The 21035-nt window shown below is 49.8% G+C and carries 16 protein-coding genes and 1 other annotated feature; of the genes, 15 read left to right on the top strand and 1 reads right to left on the bottom strand.

The features are described 5' to 3' along the window. The first annotated feature begins 2 nt into the window (after positions 1 to 2). The 6 genes from hemC (at position 3) to ysxE (ending at position 6538) form a co-directional block, all read left to right on the top strand. Complete coding sequence (gene hemC, locus AC0TWI_RS20705; RefSeq protein ID WP_488128239.1) at positions 3 to 935, top strand: hydroxymethylbilane synthase; 933 nt, start codon at positions 3 to 5, stop codon at positions 933 to 935. Further along, entirely contained in the window at positions 932 to 1750 is an 819-nt protein-coding gene (locus tag AC0TWI_RS20700; RefSeq protein WP_488128238.1) for a uroporphyrinogen-III synthase, read from the top strand. The genes hemC and AC0TWI_RS20700 overlap by 4 nt, the downstream gene beginning before the upstream one ends. Further along, positions 1743 to 2723, top strand: coding sequence for a porphobilinogen synthase (hemB, locus tag AC0TWI_RS20695; protein ID WP_488128237.1), 981 nt, complete (start codon positions 1743 to 1745; stop codon positions 2721 to 2723). The genes AC0TWI_RS20700 and hemB overlap by 8 nt, the downstream gene beginning before the upstream one ends. A gap of 21 nt (positions 2724 to 2744) precedes the next feature. Beyond that, complete coding sequence (hemL, locus tag AC0TWI_RS20690; protein ID WP_488128236.1) at positions 2745 to 4040, top strand: glutamate-1-semialdehyde 2,1-aminomutase; 1296 nt, start codon at positions 2745 to 2747, stop codon at positions 4038 to 4040. 185 nt (positions 4041 to 4225) lie between these two features. Continuing rightward, on the top strand, positions 4226 to 5485 hold the full coding sequence (locus AC0TWI_RS20685; protein WP_488128235.1) for a LysM peptidoglycan-binding domain-containing protein: 1260 nt from the start codon (positions 4226 to 4228) through the stop codon (positions 5483 to 5485). Positions 5486 to 5509: 24 nt separating this feature from the next. Further along, a complete protein-coding gene (gene ysxE / locus AC0TWI_RS20680) occupies positions 5510 to 6538 on the top strand; it encodes a spore coat protein YsxE (protein ID WP_488128234.1) in 1029 nt (342 codons plus the stop codon). A 14-nt stretch (positions 6539 to 6552) separates the two neighbouring features. Here the strand turns inward: ysxE and AC0TWI_RS20675 are convergent, their stop codons facing one another. After that, a complete protein-coding gene (locus tag AC0TWI_RS20675; protein ID WP_488128233.1) occupies positions 6553 to 6744 on the bottom strand; it encodes a hypothetical protein in 192 nt (63 codons plus the stop codon). A gap of 134 nt (positions 6745 to 6878) precedes the next feature. Next, positions 6879 to 7115, top strand: a binding site (T-box leader). 53 nt (positions 7116 to 7168) lie between these two features. Between AC0TWI_RS20675 and AC0TWI_RS20670 the strand changes: the two genes are divergently transcribed. The 9 genes from AC0TWI_RS20670 (at position 7169) to AC0TWI_RS20630 (ending at position 20910) form a co-directional block, all read left to right on the top strand. After that, the gene (locus tag AC0TWI_RS20670; protein WP_488128232.1) at positions 7169 to 9811 is read left to right on the top strand and encodes a valine--tRNA ligase; all 2643 of its coding nucleotides are present in this window, start codon (positions 7169 to 7171) and stop codon (positions 9809 to 9811) included. 242 nt (positions 9812 to 10053) lie between these two features. Then, entirely contained in the window at positions 10054 to 11367 is a 1314-nt protein-coding gene (locus tag AC0TWI_RS20665) for a bifunctional folylpolyglutamate synthase/dihydrofolate synthase (RefSeq protein WP_488128231.1), read from the top strand. Positions 11368 to 11458: 91 nt separating this feature from the next. Then, complete coding sequence (locus AC0TWI_RS20660; protein ID WP_488128230.1) at positions 11459 to 13156, top strand: sensor domain-containing diguanylate cyclase; 1698 nt, start codon at positions 11459 to 11461, stop codon at positions 13154 to 13156. A gap of 169 nt (positions 13157 to 13325) precedes the next feature. Beyond that, a complete protein-coding gene (locus tag AC0TWI_RS20655) occupies positions 13326 to 14726 on the top strand; it encodes a hypothetical protein (protein ID WP_488128229.1) in 1401 nt (466 codons plus the stop codon). A gap of 34 nt (positions 14727 to 14760) precedes the next feature. Next, entirely contained in the window at positions 14761 to 15477 is a 717-nt protein-coding gene (locus AC0TWI_RS20650) for a PRC-barrel domain-containing protein (RefSeq protein ID WP_488128228.1), read from the top strand. A gap of 23 nt (positions 15478 to 15500) precedes the next feature. After that, complete coding sequence (locus AC0TWI_RS20645; RefSeq protein ID WP_488128227.1) at positions 15501 to 16973, top strand: G5 domain-containing protein; 1473 nt, start codon at positions 15501 to 15503, stop codon at positions 16971 to 16973. 18 nt (positions 16974 to 16991) lie between these two features. Continuing rightward, a complete protein-coding gene (locus AC0TWI_RS20640) occupies positions 16992 to 18653 on the top strand; it encodes a GspE/PulE family protein (protein ID WP_488128226.1) in 1662 nt (553 codons plus the stop codon). A gap of 8 nt (positions 18654 to 18661) precedes the next feature. Then, positions 18662 to 19702: a type IV pilus twitching motility protein PilT gene (locus AC0TWI_RS20635; protein WP_488128225.1), complete on the top strand. Its 1041-nt coding sequence runs from the start codon at positions 18662 to 18664 to the stop codon at positions 19700 to 19702. Continuing rightward, on the top strand, positions 19702 to 20910 hold the full coding sequence (locus AC0TWI_RS20630; RefSeq protein ID WP_488128224.1) for a type II secretion system F family protein: 1209 nt from the start codon (positions 19702 to 19704) through the stop codon (positions 20908 to 20910). Before AC0TWI_RS20635 ends, AC0TWI_RS20630 begins: the two co-directional genes overlap by 1 nt. The last annotated feature ends 125 nt before the right edge of the window (positions 20911 to 21035 follow it).

Genomic DNA, 21035 nt, shown 5'->3' with positions numbered 1-21035 from the left:
ACATGAGAAAGATTGTAATTGGATCAAGGCGGAGCAAACTGGCACTTACGCAGACACACTGGGTGAAAGAACAGCTGGAAAAGCTCGGTGCGCCGTTTGAATTTGAAGTGAAGGAGATTGTCACGAAAGGGGATCGTATTCTGGATGTGACGCTCTCGAAGGTCGGCGGCAAGGGGCTGTTCGTCAAGGAAATTGAGCAAGCGATGTATGACGGGGAAATCGACATGGCCGTCCACAGCATGAAGGATATGCCGGCGGTATTGCCTGAGGGGCTTGTGATCGGCTGTGTACCGGAAAGGGAAGATCCGAGAGATGCGTTGATTTCAAAAAATCACCAGACACTTCGTGATCTTGCGCCGGGCTCGATTATCGGCACGAGCAGCCTGAGACGGAGTGCACAGATTCTTAAGGTGCGTCCGGACTTGGAAATCAAATGGATCAGGGGAAATATCGATACACGTCTTGAAAAGCTCGAGAACGAAGACTATGATGCAATCATTTTGGCTGCTGCCGGCTTGAGCCGGATGGGCTGGAAACGTGAGATTGTAACGGAGTTTCTCGATCCTGAAACATGCTTGCCGGCGATTGGCCAAGGGGCACTTGCGATCGAATGCCGAGGCGATGATGCGGAATTGCTTGAGCAGCTAAACAAGCTGAACAGTATCGCAACTGCCAAAGCGGTCGAAGCGGAGCGTGTTTTCCTTGCCAAGATGGAAGGCGGCTGTCAGGTGCCGATTGCCGGTTATGCGAAGCTCAGTGATCATGATGAAATTGAAATGACTGCTCTCGTAGCATCTCCGGACGGAAAAACGGTATACCAGGAAAGGGTGGCCGGCAAGGATCCTGTTCAGGTCGGCGGCAGAGCGGCTGAGATTCTGACGGAACGCGGCGCTAAGAAGTTGATCGACAGTGTGAAGGAAGAGCTCGGGCAATGACCGGGGGCAAGCGTCCGCTCAGGGGAAGGCATGTCTTGATTACGAGAGGCGGGGAGCAAGGTGAGAAGTTCTGTACGGATGTTGCGACTGCAGGCGGCATTCCGCATATGGTTCCGCTCATCGACTTCATCCCTCATCAAGACATCAATGCGCCGATTTTCATGCAGAGGCTTGACAGGTACGACTGGATCATTTTTACGAGCAAAAACGGCGTCCGCTATTTTTTCGAGGAAATTGAACCGATTAAGGACAGGTTCGAGCTTCTGAAAAGCAAAATGAAATTTGCAGCGGTCGGCGAGAAGACGAAGAAGGAACTGGAAAAGCGGTCGGTGCCTGCGCACTTTATCCCAGGCATCTATACCGCAGAGGATTTTGCAAAAGAGTTCTTTGAAAGAGGTCTTGAAGCGGAGAATGTACTGATCCCGAAAGGAAATCTTGCCAGCACGACAATTGCTGACAGTTTTCGGGCGAAGGGAAGATCTGCCGATGAATGGATCGTCTATGATACAATTTATCCGACGAAGGGTGAGGAGCAGCTTGTCCGCCTCCTGAAAGAGGACCAGCTGGATATCTGTGCCTTTACAAGTCCGTCAACCTTTCATCATTTCCAGCAGATTGTCGCAAAGCATCTCCTGTCCTCCCATGCAAAGAAGCTTGAGATAGCGGTCATCGGTACGGTGACAAAGCGGGCGGTGGAAGCAGAAGGATACCGAGTGCGGATCTGCCCGCGGAAATTTACGATTGATGCTATGTTTAATGAAATAAGCAGCTTTTACACCAAAGAATCAGAAGAAGGGAATGACCAGAATGACTGATTTGACATTTAAACGCCATAGAAGACTGAGACAAACACCGGCAATGAGAGCGATGGTCCGAGAGACCCATCTTCGTCCGGAAGATTTCATCTACCCGTTGTTTATCGTGGAAGGGGAAAATAAGCGCATTGAAATCCCGTCCATGCCAGGGGTATTTCAATTGTCTCTGGACAATCTGAAGGCGGAAATCAACGAGATCACAAGCCTTGGCATCCCTTCCGTCATCCTGTTCGGCGTTCCTGAAGAGAAGGACGATTGCGGCACAGGCGCGTTCCATGATCATGGCATCGTCCAGGAAGCAACACGAAAAATCAAGGAGCTGGCTCCTGAAGTACTCGTTGTTGCCGATACATGCCTATGTGAATATACCGATCATGGCCACTGCGGCATGGTGAAGGACGGCACGGTCTTAAATGACGAAAGCCTTGAACTGCTCGTGAAGACTGCAGTCAGCCAGGCGAAAGCGGGCGCTGATATTATCGCCCCATCCAATATGATGGACGGATTCGTCGCTGCGATCCGGAAGGGATTGGATGAGGCTGGATTTGAACACATTCCGGTTATGTCCTATGCGGTTAAATATTCGTCCGCGTTTTACGGACCGTTCCGCGACGCAGCTAACAGCACGCCGCAATTCGGAGACAGGAAGACGTACCAAATGGATCCGGCGAATCGGCTTGAGGCGCTGCGTGAAGCAGAATCGGATGTTGAAGAAGGAGCCGATTTCCTGATCGTTAAGCCTGCCCTCTCCTATCTTGATATCATTCGTGATGTAAAAAACAATTTTAATCTGCCGATGGTTGCTTACAATGTGAGCGGAGAATATTCGCTCGTCAAAGCGGCAGCCGCCAATGGCTGGGTCGATGAAAAAGCAGTGACAATGGAACTTTTGACAAGCATCAAGCGTGCAGGTGCCGATCTGATTATTACGTACCATGCAAAAGATGCAGCGAAATGGCTGAAAGAATCCTAAAGAGAGAAAGGACGGAAGCACATGCGTTCATATGAGAAATCCATCGCCGCTTTCAAAGAAGCGGTCACTCTGATGCCGGGCGGGGTGAATAGCCCGGTCCGCGCCTTCAAGTCGGTTGATTTGGATCCGATTTTCATGGAAAGAGGAAAAGGGTCGCGTATTTACGATATTGACGGCAATGAATATATTGACTATGTCCTCTCTTGGGGACCGCTCATCCTGGGCCATACGAATGAACAGGTTGTCGAAGCGATCAAAAAAGTCGCAGAAAGCGGCACGAGCTTCGGAGCGCCGACTCTAATTGAGAACAAGCTAGCAAAGCTTGTGCAGGAGCGAGTTCCATCCATAGAGATCATACGTATGGTTTCCTCGGGGACAGAAGCGACGATGAGTGCCCTCCGGCTTGCCCGGGGCTATACCGGCCGCAATAAAATCCTCAAATTTGAAGGCTGCTATCACGGTCACGGCGATTCGCTCCTGATCAAAGCTGGATCAGGTGTTGCGACACTCGGCCTGCCGGACAGCCCGGGCGTACCGAAAGACGTGGCGAGAAACACGATCACGGTCCAGTACAATGACCTTGAAGGCGTGCGCTATGCGTTTGAACAGTACGGTGAAGATATAGCCTGCATCATTGCCGAGCCGGTTGCAGGGAATATGGGCGTTGTGCCTCCGCTTCCTGGCTTCCTGGAAGGCCTTCGCGAAATTACCGAGCAATACGGCGCGCTTCTCATCTTTGATGAAGTGATGACGGGTTTCCGTGTCGGCTACAATTGCGCACAAGGATATTTTGGCGTCACTCCGGATCTGACATGTCTTGGAAAAGTAATCGGAGGCGGACTCCCTGTCGGTGCTTACGGCGGGAAGGCGGAAATCATGGAGAAAATCGCTCCGAGCGGACCGATCTACCAAGCCGGTACATTGTCAGGCAATCCGCTTGCCATGACAGCGGGGTATGAGACTCTGAGCCAGCTGACTCCAGAATCATACGAACAATTCATCAAGAAAGCGGACAGGCTGGAGGAAGGCGTAACAGCAGCAGCAGCGAAATATGGCATTCCAGTTGCCTTTAACCGTGCCGGATCCATGATCGGCTTCTTCTTCACTGATGAAAAGGTAATCAATTTTGAAAAAGCGAGCACGTCGGATCTGCGCCTGTTTGCAGCGTATTACAAGGAAATGGCCAATAATGGCGTATTCCTGCCGCCGTCCCAATTTGAAGGGCTCTTCTTGTCCACTGCCCATTCTGATGAAGATATCGAAATGACGATTGCCGCTGTTGAGAAGTCCTTTGCGGCTGTCTCTGCAACTAGGTAACTTTCATAGAAAAACAGCTTCAAGACCCTTTCCGCATCAAGACGGGAAGGGTCTTTTTTTTGTGAAAAAAGATGGCATTGGAAGCCGCCATGCAACTGGAATGAATTTCTCATAAATGCGCCGGCACCATCATACAATGAGTTGACCGATTATTTTGTAACGCTGATTTGAAAGGAGGAGTCAACTTGTCTGACCGCGAAGCATCACTTACATTTGCGCTGGAAGAGACTGTCTGGTTTCAAAAAGGACAGGAAGTGGATGAACTGATTTCCATCTCGCTGGATCCCCATATATCTATTTTAGAAGAAGAAGAGTATGTGATCTTGGACGGAACCCTTACACTTAACGGAGAGTACCGTCATCTGCCAGAAGCGGGGGAGCCGGAAGATCCTTTCGGCAGCCTGAGGAAGTATGTTCAATCCGTTGAGGCGAGGAGTGAGGAGGAGAGTGTCTTCTTCCATCAGTTCCCCGTCAATATTACGATCCCGAGAAGGAGGGTGCCGAATCCGGAAGAGTTGGTCATCGCCGTCCAATCGTTCGATTATGAACTGCCGCAAGGAAATCGGCTCACCATTGAAGCAGACTTGGACGTCTTCGGACTCGCAGCCGACTTTCCCGAAGTCCCTAATACATCAGTAGAAGAGGAAAGCCAAGAATCACTGGCTCTTCAATTGGAGGAGTCTTCTGAAGAGGAACGGGAAGAGATCTCAATAACCGGGATGGATACAAATGAGCATGTGGAGGAGTTTTCTGAGGTAGCTCTTGAATTTGTTGAAGAAGAAAGAATCCCGGTGGCAGACGTGGATGAGGAAGAAGATGATGAGGACGAAGAGGACGAAAGAGAAGAGCTTTCCTTAATTGAGGAAGAAGAGAACCCTGCGGCTGAAATTCACATGGAAGAGGAAGAAAGTATTGAAGTGATTGAAGCGGAGCCCGAGCTGTATGAACCGTTTTTTGCCGAAGCGAGGAAGACTCCAAGGGAAGAAGAGGACGTCCGGAAGGAGTTTAACAAACTTCAGCAGCTCATTCCTCAGCTTCCCGAGTTTGCGATGGAAGCACTGGCGGAATTGACGAGGGAGTTTGCCCAGAAGCAAGACGATCCGTCCCCGTCCTCATCTCATCCCTATGAAGCTGAGTCGTCAAGCCCGCTGTTTGAAGAGGAGTCGCAGGAGTCGTCTTCGAGCAGTCCAGAGCAGAAGGTGAAAAAGAAGAAGGATAAATATCAATCAATCTCTTTCGCCGACTTTTTTGCCCGAAAAGAAGAGGATGCCTCTGCGAAGCTGCGTTTGTGCCTCGTTCAAAGCGGGGACACGCTAGATCGGCTAGCGGACCGATACAACATTAGCCCGCAGCAGATTTTGCGTGCCAACCGGCTCGAACCGTCGGCGGATGTGCACGAAGGACAGGTTATTTATATACCGGCAAAAACGCAGCACCGAAAATAGGCGGGCTAAAAGCAGGTGATCGAAATGCCAGAGCGGGAGACGATAGAGAGGATCGCTCGACTGTATGGACTGCGCCCTGATTATAGCGAGCAATACGGCCGCGTCACTAAGCTTTATACGAATAAAGGCCATTTTGCCTTGAAGAGGATGAGGGCAGCAAGTGGATTGGACTTTCTCGGCCGTATCCAGGAGCTTTTTCAGCGGGGATACAACCGGATTGTCCCGATTTATCCGGCGTTGGACGGGAGATATGCAATACTGGATGGCAGCTCATTGTACTATCTGATGCCCTGGCTTTCCGAAGGTGAGAAGGAAGGAAGAGCTTCAAGGCAGGCTGAGCTGTTGCGGGAACTGGCAAGAATGCATGCTTTGTCGGTCCGCGAAGTGGAGGTAAGCCAAGAGGAAAGGGAAGAACATTACGAGAGAACATCCGCACGTTGGGAGAAGGAAGAGGAACTGCTGGAAACATTCGTCGTGCAATGCGAGCAAAAGGTGTATCTTTCTCCGTTTGAGCTGCAATTTTGCCTTTCCTACCATGAAATTACGCTTGCCCAGGAGTATGCCCGGAACAAGTTTAAACAATGGCATGAGACGGCAAAAGACGGAAAAACCGCCAGGAGCGTATTGATCCATGGTAAAGTTTCAGCGGACCATTTCCTATACAATGAGGATGGAAACGGTTATTTCTCTAATTTCGAGAGAGCGGCGCATGCGTCCCCGCAACATGATCTGCTTCTCTATCTGTCCCGAAAGCTGCATGATTATCCGCACAGGCATGATGATGCGGTCGATTCGCTGCTCCTTTACTTTCGTCATTTCCCTTTCAAAGAGGATGAAAAAAACTTGTTCCTCAGTTATCTCGCCTATCCCGTCCATATGTTTCGTGAAGTGGAAAGGTCGATGGGCGGAACTGCTGGACGGGATGAACGAAAAGCAGTCAGATCTCTGCAGCGGGCGTACTGGGCGATGAAAAACACCGAATATGTCGTGACAAGGCTGGATGAGCATTTCCGGGCTGAAAAAGCGGCAACTGAAAATCCCCCTTCCGGATGACGGAACGGGGATTTTCATATCCATTCATAATGGAAGCCAAGGGCAATGGCAATGAACAGGACAAGCAGCAGGATGTCGATCGTTGTCGGAAAAAGGATGGTGCGGATGCCTTGAAAGATAGCAAACGGAATGATGAGCTGGCGGCAGATCGCTTTTGCATTCCGGGCAGTTTGTTGAAAACGGTATTTATTCCATTTGTTTTTCACGTACAGCCACCTCCGGAACTTGATCTGTTTTAGCGTATGCAGGCATCGCGCTACGGGTGCCTGCCCGTTTTTTCGCAAAGATATTGACTTTTGCCTTCGTTTTTCGATAATATGGGAAGGAACAGAATGATTGTCAAACTGCAGAGACCGGGAAGAGTACACAGGCCCCCTGCTTTCCAGAAAGGGAAATCAAAGCTGAGAGATTTCCCAGGCAGACCGTGTGGAAGGTCATCCCGATAGCAGCTTCCGTGAACTATGAGTAGCGGGAGCCGGCGAAGAGCCGTTATTAGATCAAGTGCCGGGAAGCTGGGTGTATTCAGCTTTTCCGTGAAAAAAGGTGGTACCGCGAATTCGCTCCCTTCGTCCTTTTGACGATGGGGGTTTTTTGCATTTATTCAACAATACTTGCCGGAGGGTGATCAATATGGAGCAAAATGAAATTTCCATGCCGACGAAATATGAGCCGCAGCGGATTGAAAAAGGACGATATGACTGGTGGCTGAAAGGAAAGTTTTTTGAAGCGGAAAACAATCCCGAAAAGGAACCGTATACGATAGTCATTCCCCCGCCGAACGTAACGGGACGCCTGCATCTCGGTCATTCATGGGATACGACGCTTCAGGATATTTTAACTAGAATGAAGAGGATGCAGGGCTATGATGTCCTCTGGCTCCCAGGAATGGACCATGCCGGCATCGCAACCCAGGCGAAGGTTGAGGAAAAGCTGCGGAATGAAGGGATTTCCCGCTATGACCTGGGCAGGGAGAAATTTGTCGAAGAGACGTGGAAATGGAAAGAGGAGTACGCGGATTTCATTCGCAGCCAATGGGCGAAACTCGGCCTCGGCCTCGACTATTCCCGTGAACGTTTCACGCTTGATGAAGGATTATCGAAAGCGGTCAGGGAAGTGTTCGTCAAGCTGTATGAAAAAGACCTGATCTACCGAGGTGAATACATCATCAACTGGGACCCGCAGACAAAGACGGCGCTATCTGACATTGAGGTTATTTACAAAGACGTGCAAGGGGCATTCTATCATATGCATTACCCGCTGGCAGACGGTTCGGGTGCGATTGAAGTAGCAACAACCCGTCCGGAAACGATGCTCGGAGATACCGGTGTCGCGGTCCATCCGGAAGATGAGCGCTATAAGCATCTGATCGGCAAGACGGTCATCCTCCCGATCGTCGGCAGGGAAATTCCGATTGTCGCAGACGATTATGTTGATATGGAATTCGGCTCTGGTGCGGTGAAAATCACGCCGGCCCATGACCCGAACGACTTTGAGATCGGAAATCGCCACAATCTTGAGCGAATTCTCGTCATGAGCGAAGATGGTTCGATGAACGAAAATGCCGGCAAATATTACGGCATGGACCGGTTCGACTGCCGCAAGCAAATCGTCAAGGATCTTCAGGATGAAGGCATACTTTTCAAAATTGAGGAGCACCTCCATTCTGTCGGACACTCGGAACGGAGCGGTGCAGTTGTTGAACCGTATCTTTCGACACAGTGGTTTGTGAAAATGCAGCCGCTCGCTGATAAGGCGGTCGAATTGCAAAAAGGAGAAGATAAAGTCAACTTCGTTCCGGACCGTTTTGAAAAGACGTATCTCCATTGGATGGAAAACATCCGTGACTGGTGCATTTCACGCCAGCTTTGGTGGGGCCACCGGATTCCTGCCTGGTATCATAAGGAGACAGGCGAACTGTACGTTGGAGTGGAAGCTCCTGAAGACGAAGAAAATTGGGAGCAGGACAATGACGTGCTGGACACTTGGTTCAGCTCGGCACTCTGGCCTTTTTCCACAATGGGCTGGCCAGATACGGATGCGGAGGACTTCAAACGCTTCTATCCGACCAATGTTCTCGTGACCGGCTATGACATCATCTTCTTTTGGGTTTCGCGGATGATTTTCCAGGCACTTGAGTTCACCGGTGAAAAGCCGTTCTCCGACGTCCTGATCCACGGCCTGATTCGTGATGCGGAAGGACGGAAAATGAGCAAATCTCTTGGAAACGGAATCGATCCGATGGATGTCATCGACAAGTATGGGGCCGATTCCCTCCGTTACTTCCTTGCAACGGGCAGCTCTCCTGGCCAAGATTTGCGCTTCAGTATGGAGAAGATCGAATCGGTTTGGAACTTTGCCAATAAAATTTGGAATGCTTCCCGTTTTGCCCTTATGAATATGGATGGCCTGAAATATGAGGAAATCGACTTGAGCGGTGAGATGTCCGTCGCCGACAAATGGATTTTGACTCGCCTGAACGACACGATTGAAACGGTGACAAAGCTCGCCGATAAATATGAGTTCGGAGAAGTCGGCCGTGCCCTTTATAACTTCATTTGGGATGAGTTATGCGACTGGTACATTGAAATGGCGAAGCTGCCACTGTACGGTGAAGACGAGGCCGCAAAGAAAACGACCCGTTCTGTCCTTGCTTATGTGCTTGACCGGACGATGAGACTTTTGCACCCGTTCATGCCATTTATTACCGAGGAAATATGGCAGAACCTGCCGCATAACGGAGAATCGATCACGGTTGCAGCATGGCCGGAGAATGATGAGAATCTGACTGACCGCCAGGCGGAAAGCGAGATGAAGCTCCTTGTCGACATCATCCACTCTGTCCGCAACATCCGGGCCGAAGTGAACACGCCGATGAGCAAGAAGATCAATCTGCAGATCAAGGCGAAAGACGAGAAAATCTTGGCAATCCTGAAAAAGAATGAGCAGTACTTGCTGAGATTCTGCAATCCGGAACAATTGGAGATCGCCATTGACCTGAAAGCGCCGGAAAAAGCGATGACGGCTGTTGTAACAGGAGCCGAACTATTCCTTCCACTTGCCGGTTTAATCAACATGGATGAGGAAATCGCCCGCCTTGAAAAAGAATGGGAGAAGTGGAACAAAGAAGTCGAGCGTGTCCAGAAAAAACTCGCCAATGAAAAATTCATCGCCAAAGCTCCAGAAGCTGTGGTCGAAGAAGAACGCGGCAAAGAAAAAGATTACCTGGAAAAACGCGAGGCTGTAGAACAGCGAATCAAAGAATTTAAATCGTAACACCAATAGCGGAAGGCGCCGTTCAGGGGCGACAAGCGCTGGAGGAAGCGGGCAGGTGGATGCATTCCAATCCACCAGTCCGCTTTCGAAGCGACCTCGAGCCCTTGGCGCCTGAAGCTGGACGAACCAATAGCGGAAGGCGCCGTTTAGGGGCGGCAAGCGCTGGAGGAAGTTACTTTGAATATTATGAAACTGAAGCGGATCCTGCGGGATTCGCTTCAGTTTTAGGAATGAGGTGCTTTATGTTTACGAATTACGACGAAGCGCTCGATTGGATCCATTCCCGCCTAAGGCTTGGCATTAAGCCCGGATTAAAGCGGATGGAATGGATGATGGACAAGCTCGGGCATCCTGAAAATAAGCTGAACGTTCTCCACGTCGGAGGAACGAACGGGAAAGGATCGACCGTTGCCCATCTCCGTTCGATGCTGAATGCGGCAGGAAAGAGTGCGGGAACTTTCACGTCACCTTATATAGAGCAGTTCAATGAACGGATTTCGGTTGACGGCAAGCCGATATCGGATGAGGAAATCACCATGCTCGCAGGGAAGATCAAGCCACTGGCCGACGAGCTGGAGCAAACAGAGCTCGGATCTCCGACTGAATTCGAAGTGATTACGGCAATGGCTCTCGTCTATTTCGCTTTTCACCGGCCAGTTGATTTTGCAATCATTGAAGTAGGACTCGGCGGAATGTACGATTCGACAAATGTCGTCCATCCTATTCTTGCCTTCATTACAAATATCGGGATGGATCACATGCAGATTCTCGGCAATACGATCGAGGAGATTGCTGTCCAGAAAGCCGGCATCATTAAAAAGGGCGTTCCACTGTTTACGGCCGCTGAAAAAGAAGAAGCACTCAATATTTTCGAACAGACAGCAGCCGGGCAAAAAGCACCGGTCTTCAGGCTTGGGAACGAGTTTACGGCAACTGGGGCAGAGTCTGTTCCGCAAGGAGAAAGATTTACCTTTACGTTCAATGGGGACGAGCCGATGAAACTTGAGACTTCCATGCTCGGAAGACATCAGGTGAAGAACGCAGCACTCGCTGTTGCGGGAATCATTTATTTGCGTAAAATAGGAAAATTACTGATTACGAATGAGGAAATGATGCATGGCCTGCGAAATACATATTGGCCGGGAAGAATGGAAGTGCTGCATGAGCATCCGGATATCCTCCTCGATGGGGCACATAACCCGGAAGGCCTCCGGGCATTCAAGGAAGCAATTGGCGGGAGATACAATGGCCGGAAGATCAAGCTTGTATTCGCTGCTTTGCAAGACAAGGACTTGACGGAAATGTTTAAGGTTCTGGCGGATATCCCAGCGGAACTATACTTGACGTCATTCGATTTTCCGAGAGCCGCAGATGCGCAAACGCTGAAAAATACGGGAGGGCTTGATGCCGAGACGGACGATGACTGGATGAGGCTCTTGGGAGAATTGACCTCAGGACTTGAGCAGGATGAGGTGCTTGCTGTTACCGGATCGTTATATTTCATCGCTCTTGCCAAGCCGTTCTTGAAGAAGCAGCTTATTATACTGGAAGAATAACTTTTCCAAATATTAGTGACAATCTCTGTTTTCTCTGCTAAAATAAATGGAAAATGAGACCAATAGACTAGAAAACGAGGGGGAGTAGGGAATGAGTAAGCAAAAACTCATAATTATTTGGGTCATTTGGCTCATTGTTTTTCCAGCGGGTTTCTGGCTTTCCCTTAAAATTTCTCCTCCTGTCAATATGAGCTTCTGGGACGTGTTCGCTTTTACAGTGATGGCATGTGTCATCGCTTGTATTCCGATTGTCATCAATAATACGACCATTTTCTTGAGCCATTGGGTATCACTTGCTGCTTTCCTCTCTTACGGGCTTTTCTTTGAAGTCGCCATCATCCAGCTGGCGACGGTGTCCGTCTTGATTACCATCAAACTGCCGAGACAGGAGTTTTACCGGTTTTTCATCAATTCATCGATGATGATGCTGACATCGCTGGCAGCTGGGATCGGTTTCTTTCTGGCGGGAGGTGAGGTCGGCTCTCTTTCGCTTGAGAAGTTGATTATCCCTGTGCTTGTCTATCAGTTTTTCTCTTTTGTAACAAACCAGCTCGTTCTTTACGCTGTCGATCGGTTTTTGAAACGCCCAGTCAACATCTTCGGACAAGATTTCATATGGGAAGCGCTGCTCCTTCTCGTCGTTTTCCCGTTGGGACTCGTCCTCTATTTCCTCAATGAGTATATGGGAATCGTTTCGGTAATACTCCTCGGTGTACCATTCCTGACATTCGTGCTCATTCTTAGGCTCTACAATTCTTCGGAGAAGGTGAACAACAGTCTGCAGAAAGCAGCGGAAATCGGGCATGAACTGACCGAAAGGCTCGATATCGATGAAGTGCTGGACCTGTTTATTCAGAAAATTTCCCAAACCCTTCCTGTTGACTATGCCGCTATCCTGGATGTGCAGAAAGATAAGCTTATGATGCTCAGGCAAATGGATAAGAAGGATGGAAAAGTATACGATTATGAACCTGTCAAAAAGGGAGAGGGGCTGAGCGGGGTCGTCTGGGAAACCGGAAAGGGCGTCATCTTCAGCCAAAGGAAAGAATGGGTGAAAGAAGCAGTCTGGGATGCTCCAATTGAGGCGGAAAGCGTTATGTGTGTGCCGATTTTCCGCAGTCAGAAGGTGGAGGGGGTACTTCTGCTCGCTTCCTCCAAGAAAAGGGCATATGAAAAATTCCAGTTGATGATCGTCGACATCCTCTGTTCCTACTTTTCCGTCGCCCTCATGAATGCCCGCCACTATGAGGAAAAGAAGAAAGAGAGTGAAATTTGTGCGCTCACGAAAGTATACAACTATCGCTATTTCGATAAGCTGGTCAGCGAACAATTCGGCATGATTGAAGCGGGTGTAATTGACAGTATCTCCTTGGTTATGCTTGACATCGATCACTTTAAGCGAGTCAACGACACATACGGCCACCAGGCGGGGAATGAAATCCTTATAAAGCTTGCCAACAGGCTTAAGGACAAAATTAACGGCCAGGGAACGCTCGCTCGCTATGGAGGCGAAGAGTTTGTCATTCTGCTGCCGGGGATTGAGAAAGAGCTTGCCTACCAGCTTGCTGAATCGATTAGGCGGACAATTGTTGATACGCCGTTCGTCGTCCAGAATGAATTGGATCCGGAGCAGTCGCTTGCAGAAGTGCAGATTACCGTAAGCATCGGTGTCTCCTCGACTCCTGATGATGCAGATGACCCGATGTCGCTTGTCCGCCATGCAGATCGTGCACTCTATATCGGCGCGAAGCGGGCCGGCAGGAACCGTGTCGCCACATATGTGAAATGAGAAAAAATAAGAGTACAGGCAAGGGGTCGGCAGAAGTGCCGGCCCCTTTATTAAAATAATCCGAGCTTCTTTCGGCACATTCTTTCAAACTTCGATAGAATATTATACAATATGGTAGAATTAGAGCATTTTAGAATCAGTCCAAATTTACCAGGAGGGAGGAACATTGTTGACTCCGATCATAATGGCTTTTCTTGGATTTTTATTGATCATACCCATTCTCTATTTTTTACCGTTGGGGATGCAGTTGAAGGGAAAGCTGTCCCTCGCTCTGACGGCCCTCGTTCTGGTACTTATTTATACGGCCGGCCATGAAGTGATGTCTCTATGGCGAATCGCCCTTATCATGTTGCTTCTTGCCGCACTTGTGCTATATTTCTTGGGTAAAAAGGCGGATCATTGGTTTGCGGCGGCTGAAGGAAACAGCGGGAATTCGACCTTCCAAGAAGAGGGTCCGGCAATGGAATCGGATCCGCAGCCTGCCGTTTCAGAGGCTGAACAACCGATTGAAGCCGATGAGGAATCGTACATAGAAGAGGACATTTTTATGGAGGAAGAGGAAACGGAGCAGCAAGAACAAATGGAAGAGACAGAAACAGACTCTCTTGAAAACCTTTTACTTTGGGAGGATGAAATCCTTTTGAGCGATGCACCGGAAAGATCTCCCTCTGAAGAACCGCCTGCTGTTTCTGATGTTTTGTCCGGGAACGCTGCGTTGGAAGAGCTTACCGGGTATGAACTAGAGTTACTTGACCGGAATATTGACGGGGCCCTGGGTGTTGAGGAAGAAGAACTGCCGCCGGCTGCAGAAGAAATTGCCGTTTCCTCTCCATTTGAGGCTGATGAAGATTTTGAACCTCCTTTCGATTTTGATGTGGAGGAAGAGGAGTATCTTGCTGTTCTGGAAGAGAATGATTTTACCGCAATTGAAAGAGAGCGAACGGAAGAACCGGCTGTAGACGATGAAGAAGAATTAGGTCTTTATCTAACAGAGCTGGAAAGAGAAGAATTCAGTGCAGCCCTAAATCAGGAAACCGGACTTTTTGAGGAAGAAGAGTCCTTAAAAGAAGCAGACCTTCCTGAAGAAGCGGAGCTTTTTGAACCGGTTATTGAAGAGGAAAATGAACTGGAACTTATAGAAGAAATAGACGAGGATAAGGAAGAAACAGTAGCAGAGTATGTTGTTCAGGATGAGGAAGAGCAAGTACAGAGTGTGCTCCCGGCAGAAAATCCTGACGATGAAGAGCCGGCGGAAGTAGCGCAGAAAGAATCAGGAAACGCTTCAGAGCTGCTGCGCAAAGAACTGTTTGCCACCATTTTGGAGGAACTCGAATTGCTGAAGGCTGCCTTCCCGCCGTTAGGCTATGAAGCAGAGGTCAAACAATATTTGCTGGCCGAACTCCCAGATGATGAATACTACGCATTGGCCCGCCTTCTGCTCGAGCATTTTATGGAGACGAAGCAATTCGATAAAGCCGAGGAATTGCTTGACGGACTGGAACCCCGGTTCTCCCGCTATCCGCTGCTTGAAGCTGAGATGCAGTTTGCCAGAACACTGGCGAAGAAATGAACGGACGATATTACAGGAGTAGGTGTTGAAAACTATGAAGAAAAGTACAGAAATCATTGATCTGCCGATCATTTCCATTGAGGACGGCAAGGAAATCGGCAAGGTCAAAACACTCGTTATTAACCCAGATAAAGGATCGGTCGACTTTTTAACGATTGATCAGGAAGAATGGCAGACAAGCCTGAAGGCGATTCCTTTTAAACGGATCATTGGCATCGGCGCTTTTGCCGTCACGATCGAAAATGAGAATGCAATTATCGATTTGAATGAAATTCCGATCGCCCATCAGCTTGTCAACAAGAAAATCCGTATCAGCGACACGCGGGTGATGACGAGACAGGGGGAACTGATCGGCGAAGCAGGCGAATATGTCATCAATCCGGAGTCTGGTCAGATCATCGGCATCCAATTGACCGCAGGAGGAAGCACTCGCTATGTAAAGGCAGATTTTATCGTTACTTACGGTAGGGACATCATCATTGTAAGGGAGGATGTTCAATTAGGGTATGTGGAAACTGCCGAAGCGCTTGGGGAGCAACTTCAGGAGCAAGACGGAAACGAAGAAGTGATGGCATTGAAATCGAAACAGGCGGATCTGCTAATCGGCAAAAGGGTGTTAAAAAATATTTTGTCCTCCGATGGCAGCCTCATTATTGCAGAAGGGAGCATACTGGATGAGGAAATGATCAGTGTGGTCCAAGACGCAGGCCCGGCTTTGTTTGTGGAACTATCGATGAATGTCGGTGAATGAGAAGATGGCAGGAGGCGCCTGACTTGAATACAAAACGTTTGCTGAATATGTCGGCGATGCTTGTTCTTATTACCGCATTTTTAATGGCTTTTACACAGGGCGGGGTTTTAGCTGTCCAAAAGTATTTTCAGCCGAAAAACGAATTTGCCGGCGGCACGTCGATCGGCGGCATTGATGTAGCTGGTAAAACGAAGAATGAGGCCCAGCAGCAGCTGCTGAAAGCAGTGGAGGAATGGCAGGGCAGATCGGAGCTTGATGTTCGACTAGCAGAAGACAATCAGGTTGCGGATTTAGGGGCCATATCCTTTGCAATTGCAAAAAGCGTGGAAAGGGCGGAAACGGGGAAAAGCAATCCGATTGTTATTGAACTGCCTGAGAGTGAGGCGGAAGAAATGATTTTCTCCCTTTATCCGGGTGTTGATCCGTCAGCCTTTGATCTATCCGGTCTGAGGGGTGTCATTATTGAAAAATCCGGCCATTTGGACAAGCCTTTACAGGATACAATCTATCTCAATCAATTCTTTTTGGATAAGAACGGGGAAGAGACAGTTGCCGAAGTAGTTGCAAATGGCGTGGATATCACTCCTGGCGTTGCATCGCTTGCTGGCGCAATGAGCGATGTCCCGATTGAAGGGAAGTCGACTTTTTCCCTGCTCGAATTTTCAGCGGAACTTGGTATGGATGAGCTGGATAGCGAAGATGCGAGCGTGGTTGCTTCCTTGTTGTATGAACTTCTGTTCCAGACCAACTTCACAATCATGGAGCGGAATCAGAGCAGTGAACTTCCGGATTATGCCCAGCTCGGGCTTGAAGCAAAGGTTGACGGCAGGGCAAATCTTGATTTCATTTTTGCCAATCCGAACGAAGAGGCGTACCTGCTTTCCGTCACGGAAGAAGACGGAGGCCTGCGCGCTGTATTGACCGGCAACCCTTTTGTTTATGGCTATGAGCTGTCTTTGCAGAAAGGAAAAAGCTTCTCGCCGAAAACGATCCAGCAGTACAACCCTTCCCTTGCAAAAGGCCAAACAAGGATCACGGAGCAAGGAAAAGACGGGCTTCTGGTTACTGCCGTCCGGATGAAGAAGAATCATGATGGAGAAGTGCTTGATGAAGAAAAAATCGCCGAAGACTTTTACCCGCCAATCCACCGCGTCGTTATGCGCAGCTTGATTGTAAAAGAAAGTGAAGCAGCGATCGAGGAAGAGAATGTCATTGACGGTGAAGAACTTCTCAGCGATGAGCGGAACCCGGACTCTTCCGAAGATAAAGGCGGTTCTGGTGATGCGGCTGATGCAGGCAAGAAGGACAAGGAAAACAGCGGGACCACTCCTGAAAAAACCAGTGGCGGAACAGCCAATGGGAAAGAGGTTAACACGGAAAGCGGAGGCGGGCAGGGGAACTCCGCTTCCGGAAAGGGTCAGGCAGGCGGGCAGGATAAGAGTGACACAGCCGTCCCAGGCCAAGTATGGACCGATCCAGGCGATGTGAAGAAATAAGGGAAGCGGGTGGCGGAGATGACAAAGACGAGAAAGCGGCTTGGGGATTTATTGGTGGAAGCTGGTTTGCTGACAGAGGAACAGCTGCAGACAGCGCTGAAGGAAAAAAGGCCGACCCAGAAACTGGGGGATGTACTGCTCCAGAGAGGCTATATTACCGAGCAGCAGCTGATTGAAGTGCTGGAATTCCAGCTGGGGATTCCGCATGTCACCCTTTACCGCTATCCGTTTGACACCAAACTGTTTTCGCTCATTTCAAAAGAGGCCGCAAAGCGGAACTTGATTATCCCAATGAAAAAAGATGGGGACACATTATTCGTGGCAATGGCTGACCCGATGGACTATTACACAATCGAAGATCTTCGACTTTCGACAGGTTTCCGGATTGAGCCGGCCATTGCGACGAAGGATGACATACTGCGTTCGATCAATAAATATTACGATCTGGATGACCAATTTGATGTGCTTGCTCTTGATGCAGGAGCTCCTGAGCTTGTTGAGGAGGAACGCATCACCGATCAGGATTCGCCTGTCGTAAAACTGGTCAATCAGCTGATCAGCAATGCGATCGCGATGCGGGCGAGCGATATACATATCGATCCACAAGAGACGAAGGTCGTTGTCCGCTACCGGATCGACGGAGTGCTGAGGACGGAACGGACGTTGCCGAAAGGGATGCAAAGTGTCCTGCTTGCCAGAATTAAAATCATGGCAAACCTCGATATTACAGAACACCGGATTCCTCAGGACGGCCGGATCAAGACGACGATCGAATTCCGCCATGTTGATCTTCGTGTTTCGACTCTGCCGACTGTGTTTGGCGAAAAAGTCGTCCTGCGGATTCTCGATCTCAGCAGTTCGCTGAATGACCTGAATCAGCTCGGCTTCAATAACCTCAACTTGAAACGGTTCAAAGAAATGATTGAGCGGCCCATCGGTATCGTCCTGATTACAGGGCCGACGGGTTCGGGAAAATCCTCGACACTCTATGCGGCACTTAACAAGCTGAATAGCGAGGAAGTGAACATTATCACGGTTGAGGATCCGGTTGAGTACCAGCTTGAAGGGGTCAATCAGATTCAGATCAACCCGAATGTCGGATTGACGTTCGCGGCTGGGCTTCGATCGATTTTGCGTCAGGATCCGAATATTATCATGGTCGGAGAAATCCGCGACAAGGAGACAGTGGAAATTGCAATCCGGGCTTCACTTACCGGGCACCTTGTCCTTTCCACCATCCATACGAACGATTCGCTGAGTACGATCACAAGGCTGCTCGATATGGGAGTCGAACCGTTCCTTGTAGCCTCGTCGCTCACCGGCATTGTCGCCCAGCGGCTCGTCAGGAGAGTTTGCCGCGATTGTGCGGCGGAAGAGGCGCCGACACAGCGCGAGGTCGAGATTTTTGCCAAACGCGGAATGAAAGTCGACCGGATTGTCCGGGGGCGCGGCTGTGCGTCATGCAATATGACCGGGTACAAAGGGCGGATCGCCATCCATGAAGTGTTGACCATCAACGATGAGATCCGGAAAGTGATCATGAACAACGAACCTTTTTCCAAGCTTCGTGAACTTGCGTATAAAAACAAAACAATCTTCTTGATCGACGACGGCCTGCTCAAAGTGAAGCAGGGCATCACCACAACGGAAGAAGTACTGCGCGTGGCAATTGCAGAGTAGGTGAAAAGATGAAAACAAAAATTGAACGATTATTGCGGGCAGCGTTCGAACTTGGCGCCTCTGATCTCCATCTGACCGTCGGGGTGCCGCCGATCATGCGGATTGACGGCCTACTGAAACGTTACGGAAAAGAGCCGCTTCTGCCGGAGGACACGGAAGGGATGGCAAGTTCGCTCGTATCCGAAGTTTTATGGGAGCAATTCAAAGACAAGGGGGAGCTCGACTTTTCCTATGGGATCCCAGGTGTTTCCCGTTTTAGGATCAATGCCTATTTTCAGCGCTCATGCGTCTCACTTGCCGTCCGGATTATTCCGACGTCCATCCCGACACTTGATGATCTCCATCATCCGGCCGTGCTGCGAAAAATCTCCGAACGGCCGCAAGGGCTTGTGCTTGTCACCGGTCCGACCGGAAGCGGAAAATCGACGACACTGGCGGCGATGATCGACTATATGAACCGGACGATGAGTAAGCATATTATCACACTCGAGGACCCGATCGAATATTTGCACCGGCACGGCAAATCGATCATCGATCAGCGTGAGGTCGGGTTTGATACGCAGACCTTCGCCAACGGTCTCCGTAGCGCCTTGCGCCAAGATCCGGATGTCATCCTCGTCGGAGAGATGCGCGACCTTGAGACAATTCAAACAGCAATCACGGCTGCGGAAACCGGGCATCTTGTATTGGCTACTCTCCATACATCGAGCGCACCGTCGACGATTGACCGGATCATCGACGTCTTTCCGCCGGCTCAGCAGCCGCAAGTGCGGATTCAGCTTGCTTCTGTGCTGTCGGCAGTCGTCTCCCAGCGGCTTTTCCCGACGAACGAAGGAAAGGGCCGCCGGGCGGCATTAGAAATCTTGATTAACACGCCGGCAGTCGCCAATCTGATCCGGAGCGAAAAAGTCCATCAGATCCCGAACATCCTGCAAACATCGCGGGCAGAAGGAATGCAGCAGCTTGAAATGCATATTAAGGAGCTGGTCGAGGGTGGTCAAATCAGCAAAGACGCGGCGCTGCAATATGTTAAAGGAGCGGAAGGCTGATGGCGCGCTTTACATACTCCGGACGCGACCGCCGCGGTGTTAAAAACGGGACGATCCAGGCGGAAAACCGCCGCAAAGCGATGCTGAAGCTGAAGGATGACGGCATCCGTGTCATCCATATCGAGGAAAAGCCAGAGACCTTATTCACAAAAGATTTGACGATCGGGAATCCGGTAAGGCTTCAGCATCTCGTCATCTTTCTCCGCCAGTTCTCGACCTTGCTGCGCGCAGGCGTCACGGTCGTTGACGCGACGAAAATTCTCGCAGCCCAAACCGAAAGCAAACCGCTGGCAAAGGCACTGACAAATGTTGAACAGGACCTGCGCGAGGGGCAGCCTCTGTCCGATGCATTCGCCAAGCATGGAAAAATCTTTGAACCGCTCTTTATTAACATGCTCCGTGCTGGCGAACTGTCAGGAACGATCGACGATACGCTTGACCGGCTCGGCGAGCATTATGAAAAGCAGCACCAGACGAGACAGAAGGTCGTCTCGGCACTCGCCTACCCGGCTGTTGTCGGCATCGTGGCTGTTGCTGTTGTTATTTTCCTGCTTGTCGGCGTTGTCCCGACTTTCGTCGACCTGTTTGCTGATTTTGGTGGAGAATTACCGGCCATCACCCAGTTTGTCCTAAATGCGAGCCATTTTATGGGCAAGTACTGGTACGTAATCCTGCTCGCTGTCATTCTCTTCGTGCTTGCGATCGCATTGATCAAGCAGAACAAAAACTCAAAGTATTATCTGGACTATTTTTTATTGAAAATCCCGGTTATCGGCAACCTGTTGCAAAAAACGGAGCTGGCGTCAATGACAAGGACGCTGAGCTCAATGTTCGCCAGTTCCGTCCCAATCCTTCAGGCTCTGTCGATGGTCGAGCGGGTAATCGAAAACGAAGTGATTTCCCGTGTCATCCGTGATTCAAAAATTGCTCTTGAAAACGGGCGCTCGCTCACCGAGCCGATGAAAAAGCATTGGGCCTTCCCGCCGCTCGTTTCGCAGATGATTTCAATTGGCGAAGAGACCGGCTCACTTGATGCGATGCTTGACAAAGTCGCCGACTTCTATGAAAAAGAAGTGGAAGCCGCGACCGACCGGATGAAGGCACTGATCGAGCCGATTATGATCGTCGTCCTTGCCTCGATCGTCGGCGTCATTGTGCTAGCGATCATGTTGCCGATGTTTGATATCTTTAATAAAGTACAAGGGTAATAGTCTATCGAAATGGGTAAAGGATAAGAAACCGAAAAACAGCCAATATTCTGCCAAAGGTACCAAAAATACCGGGCAAAAATGGAAATTCGACTATTCTTTTCTCCAATATCCGCTATAATGAA

This window comes from Lederbergia sp. B243.17, from assembly GCF_057657925.1.
This window is presented reverse-complemented; position numbering and strand designations above follow the sequence as displayed.

Bases quoted from the DNA above. Each gene is read 5' to 3' on its own strand.
- hemC (WP_488128239.1), top strand. From the start codon at position 3: ATGAGAAAGATTGTAATTGGATCAAGGCGGAGCAAACTGGCACTTACG.
- AC0TWI_RS20700 (WP_488128238.1), top strand. From the start codon at position 932: ATGACCGGGGGCAAGCGTCCGCTCAGGGGAAGGCATGTCTTGATTACG.
- hemB (WP_488128237.1), top strand. From the start codon at position 1,743: ATGACTGATTTGACATTTAAACGCCATAGAAGACTGAGACAAACACCG.
- hemL (WP_488128236.1), top strand. From the start codon at position 2,745: ATGCGTTCATATGAGAAATCCATCGCCGCTTTCAAAGAAGCGGTCACT.
- ysxE (WP_488128234.1), top strand. From the start codon at position 5,510: ATGCCAGAGCGGGAGACGATAGAGAGGATCGCTCGACTGTATGGACTG.
- AC0TWI_RS20670 (WP_488128232.1), top strand. From the start codon at position 7,169: ATGGAGCAAAATGAAATTTCCATGCCGACGAAATATGAGCCGCAGCGG.
- AC0TWI_RS20665 (WP_488128231.1), top strand. From the start codon at position 10,054: ATGTTTACGAATTACGACGAAGCGCTCGATTGGATCCATTCCCGCCTA.
- AC0TWI_RS20660 (WP_488128230.1), top strand. From the start codon at position 11,459: ATGAGTAAGCAAAAACTCATAATTATTTGGGTCATTTGGCTCATTGTT.
- AC0TWI_RS20650 (WP_488128228.1), top strand. From the start codon at position 14,761: ATGAAGAAAAGTACAGAAATCATTGATCTGCCGATCATTTCCATTGAG.
- AC0TWI_RS20640 (WP_488128226.1), top strand. From the start codon at position 16,992: ATGACAAAGACGAGAAAGCGGCTTGGGGATTTATTGGTGGAAGCTGGT.
- AC0TWI_RS20635 (WP_488128225.1), top strand. From the start codon at position 18,662: ATGAAAACAAAAATTGAACGATTATTGCGGGCAGCGTTCGAACTTGGC.
- AC0TWI_RS20630 (WP_488128224.1), top strand. From the start codon at position 19,702: ATGGCGCGCTTTACATACTCCGGACGCGACCGCCGCGGTGTTAAAAAC.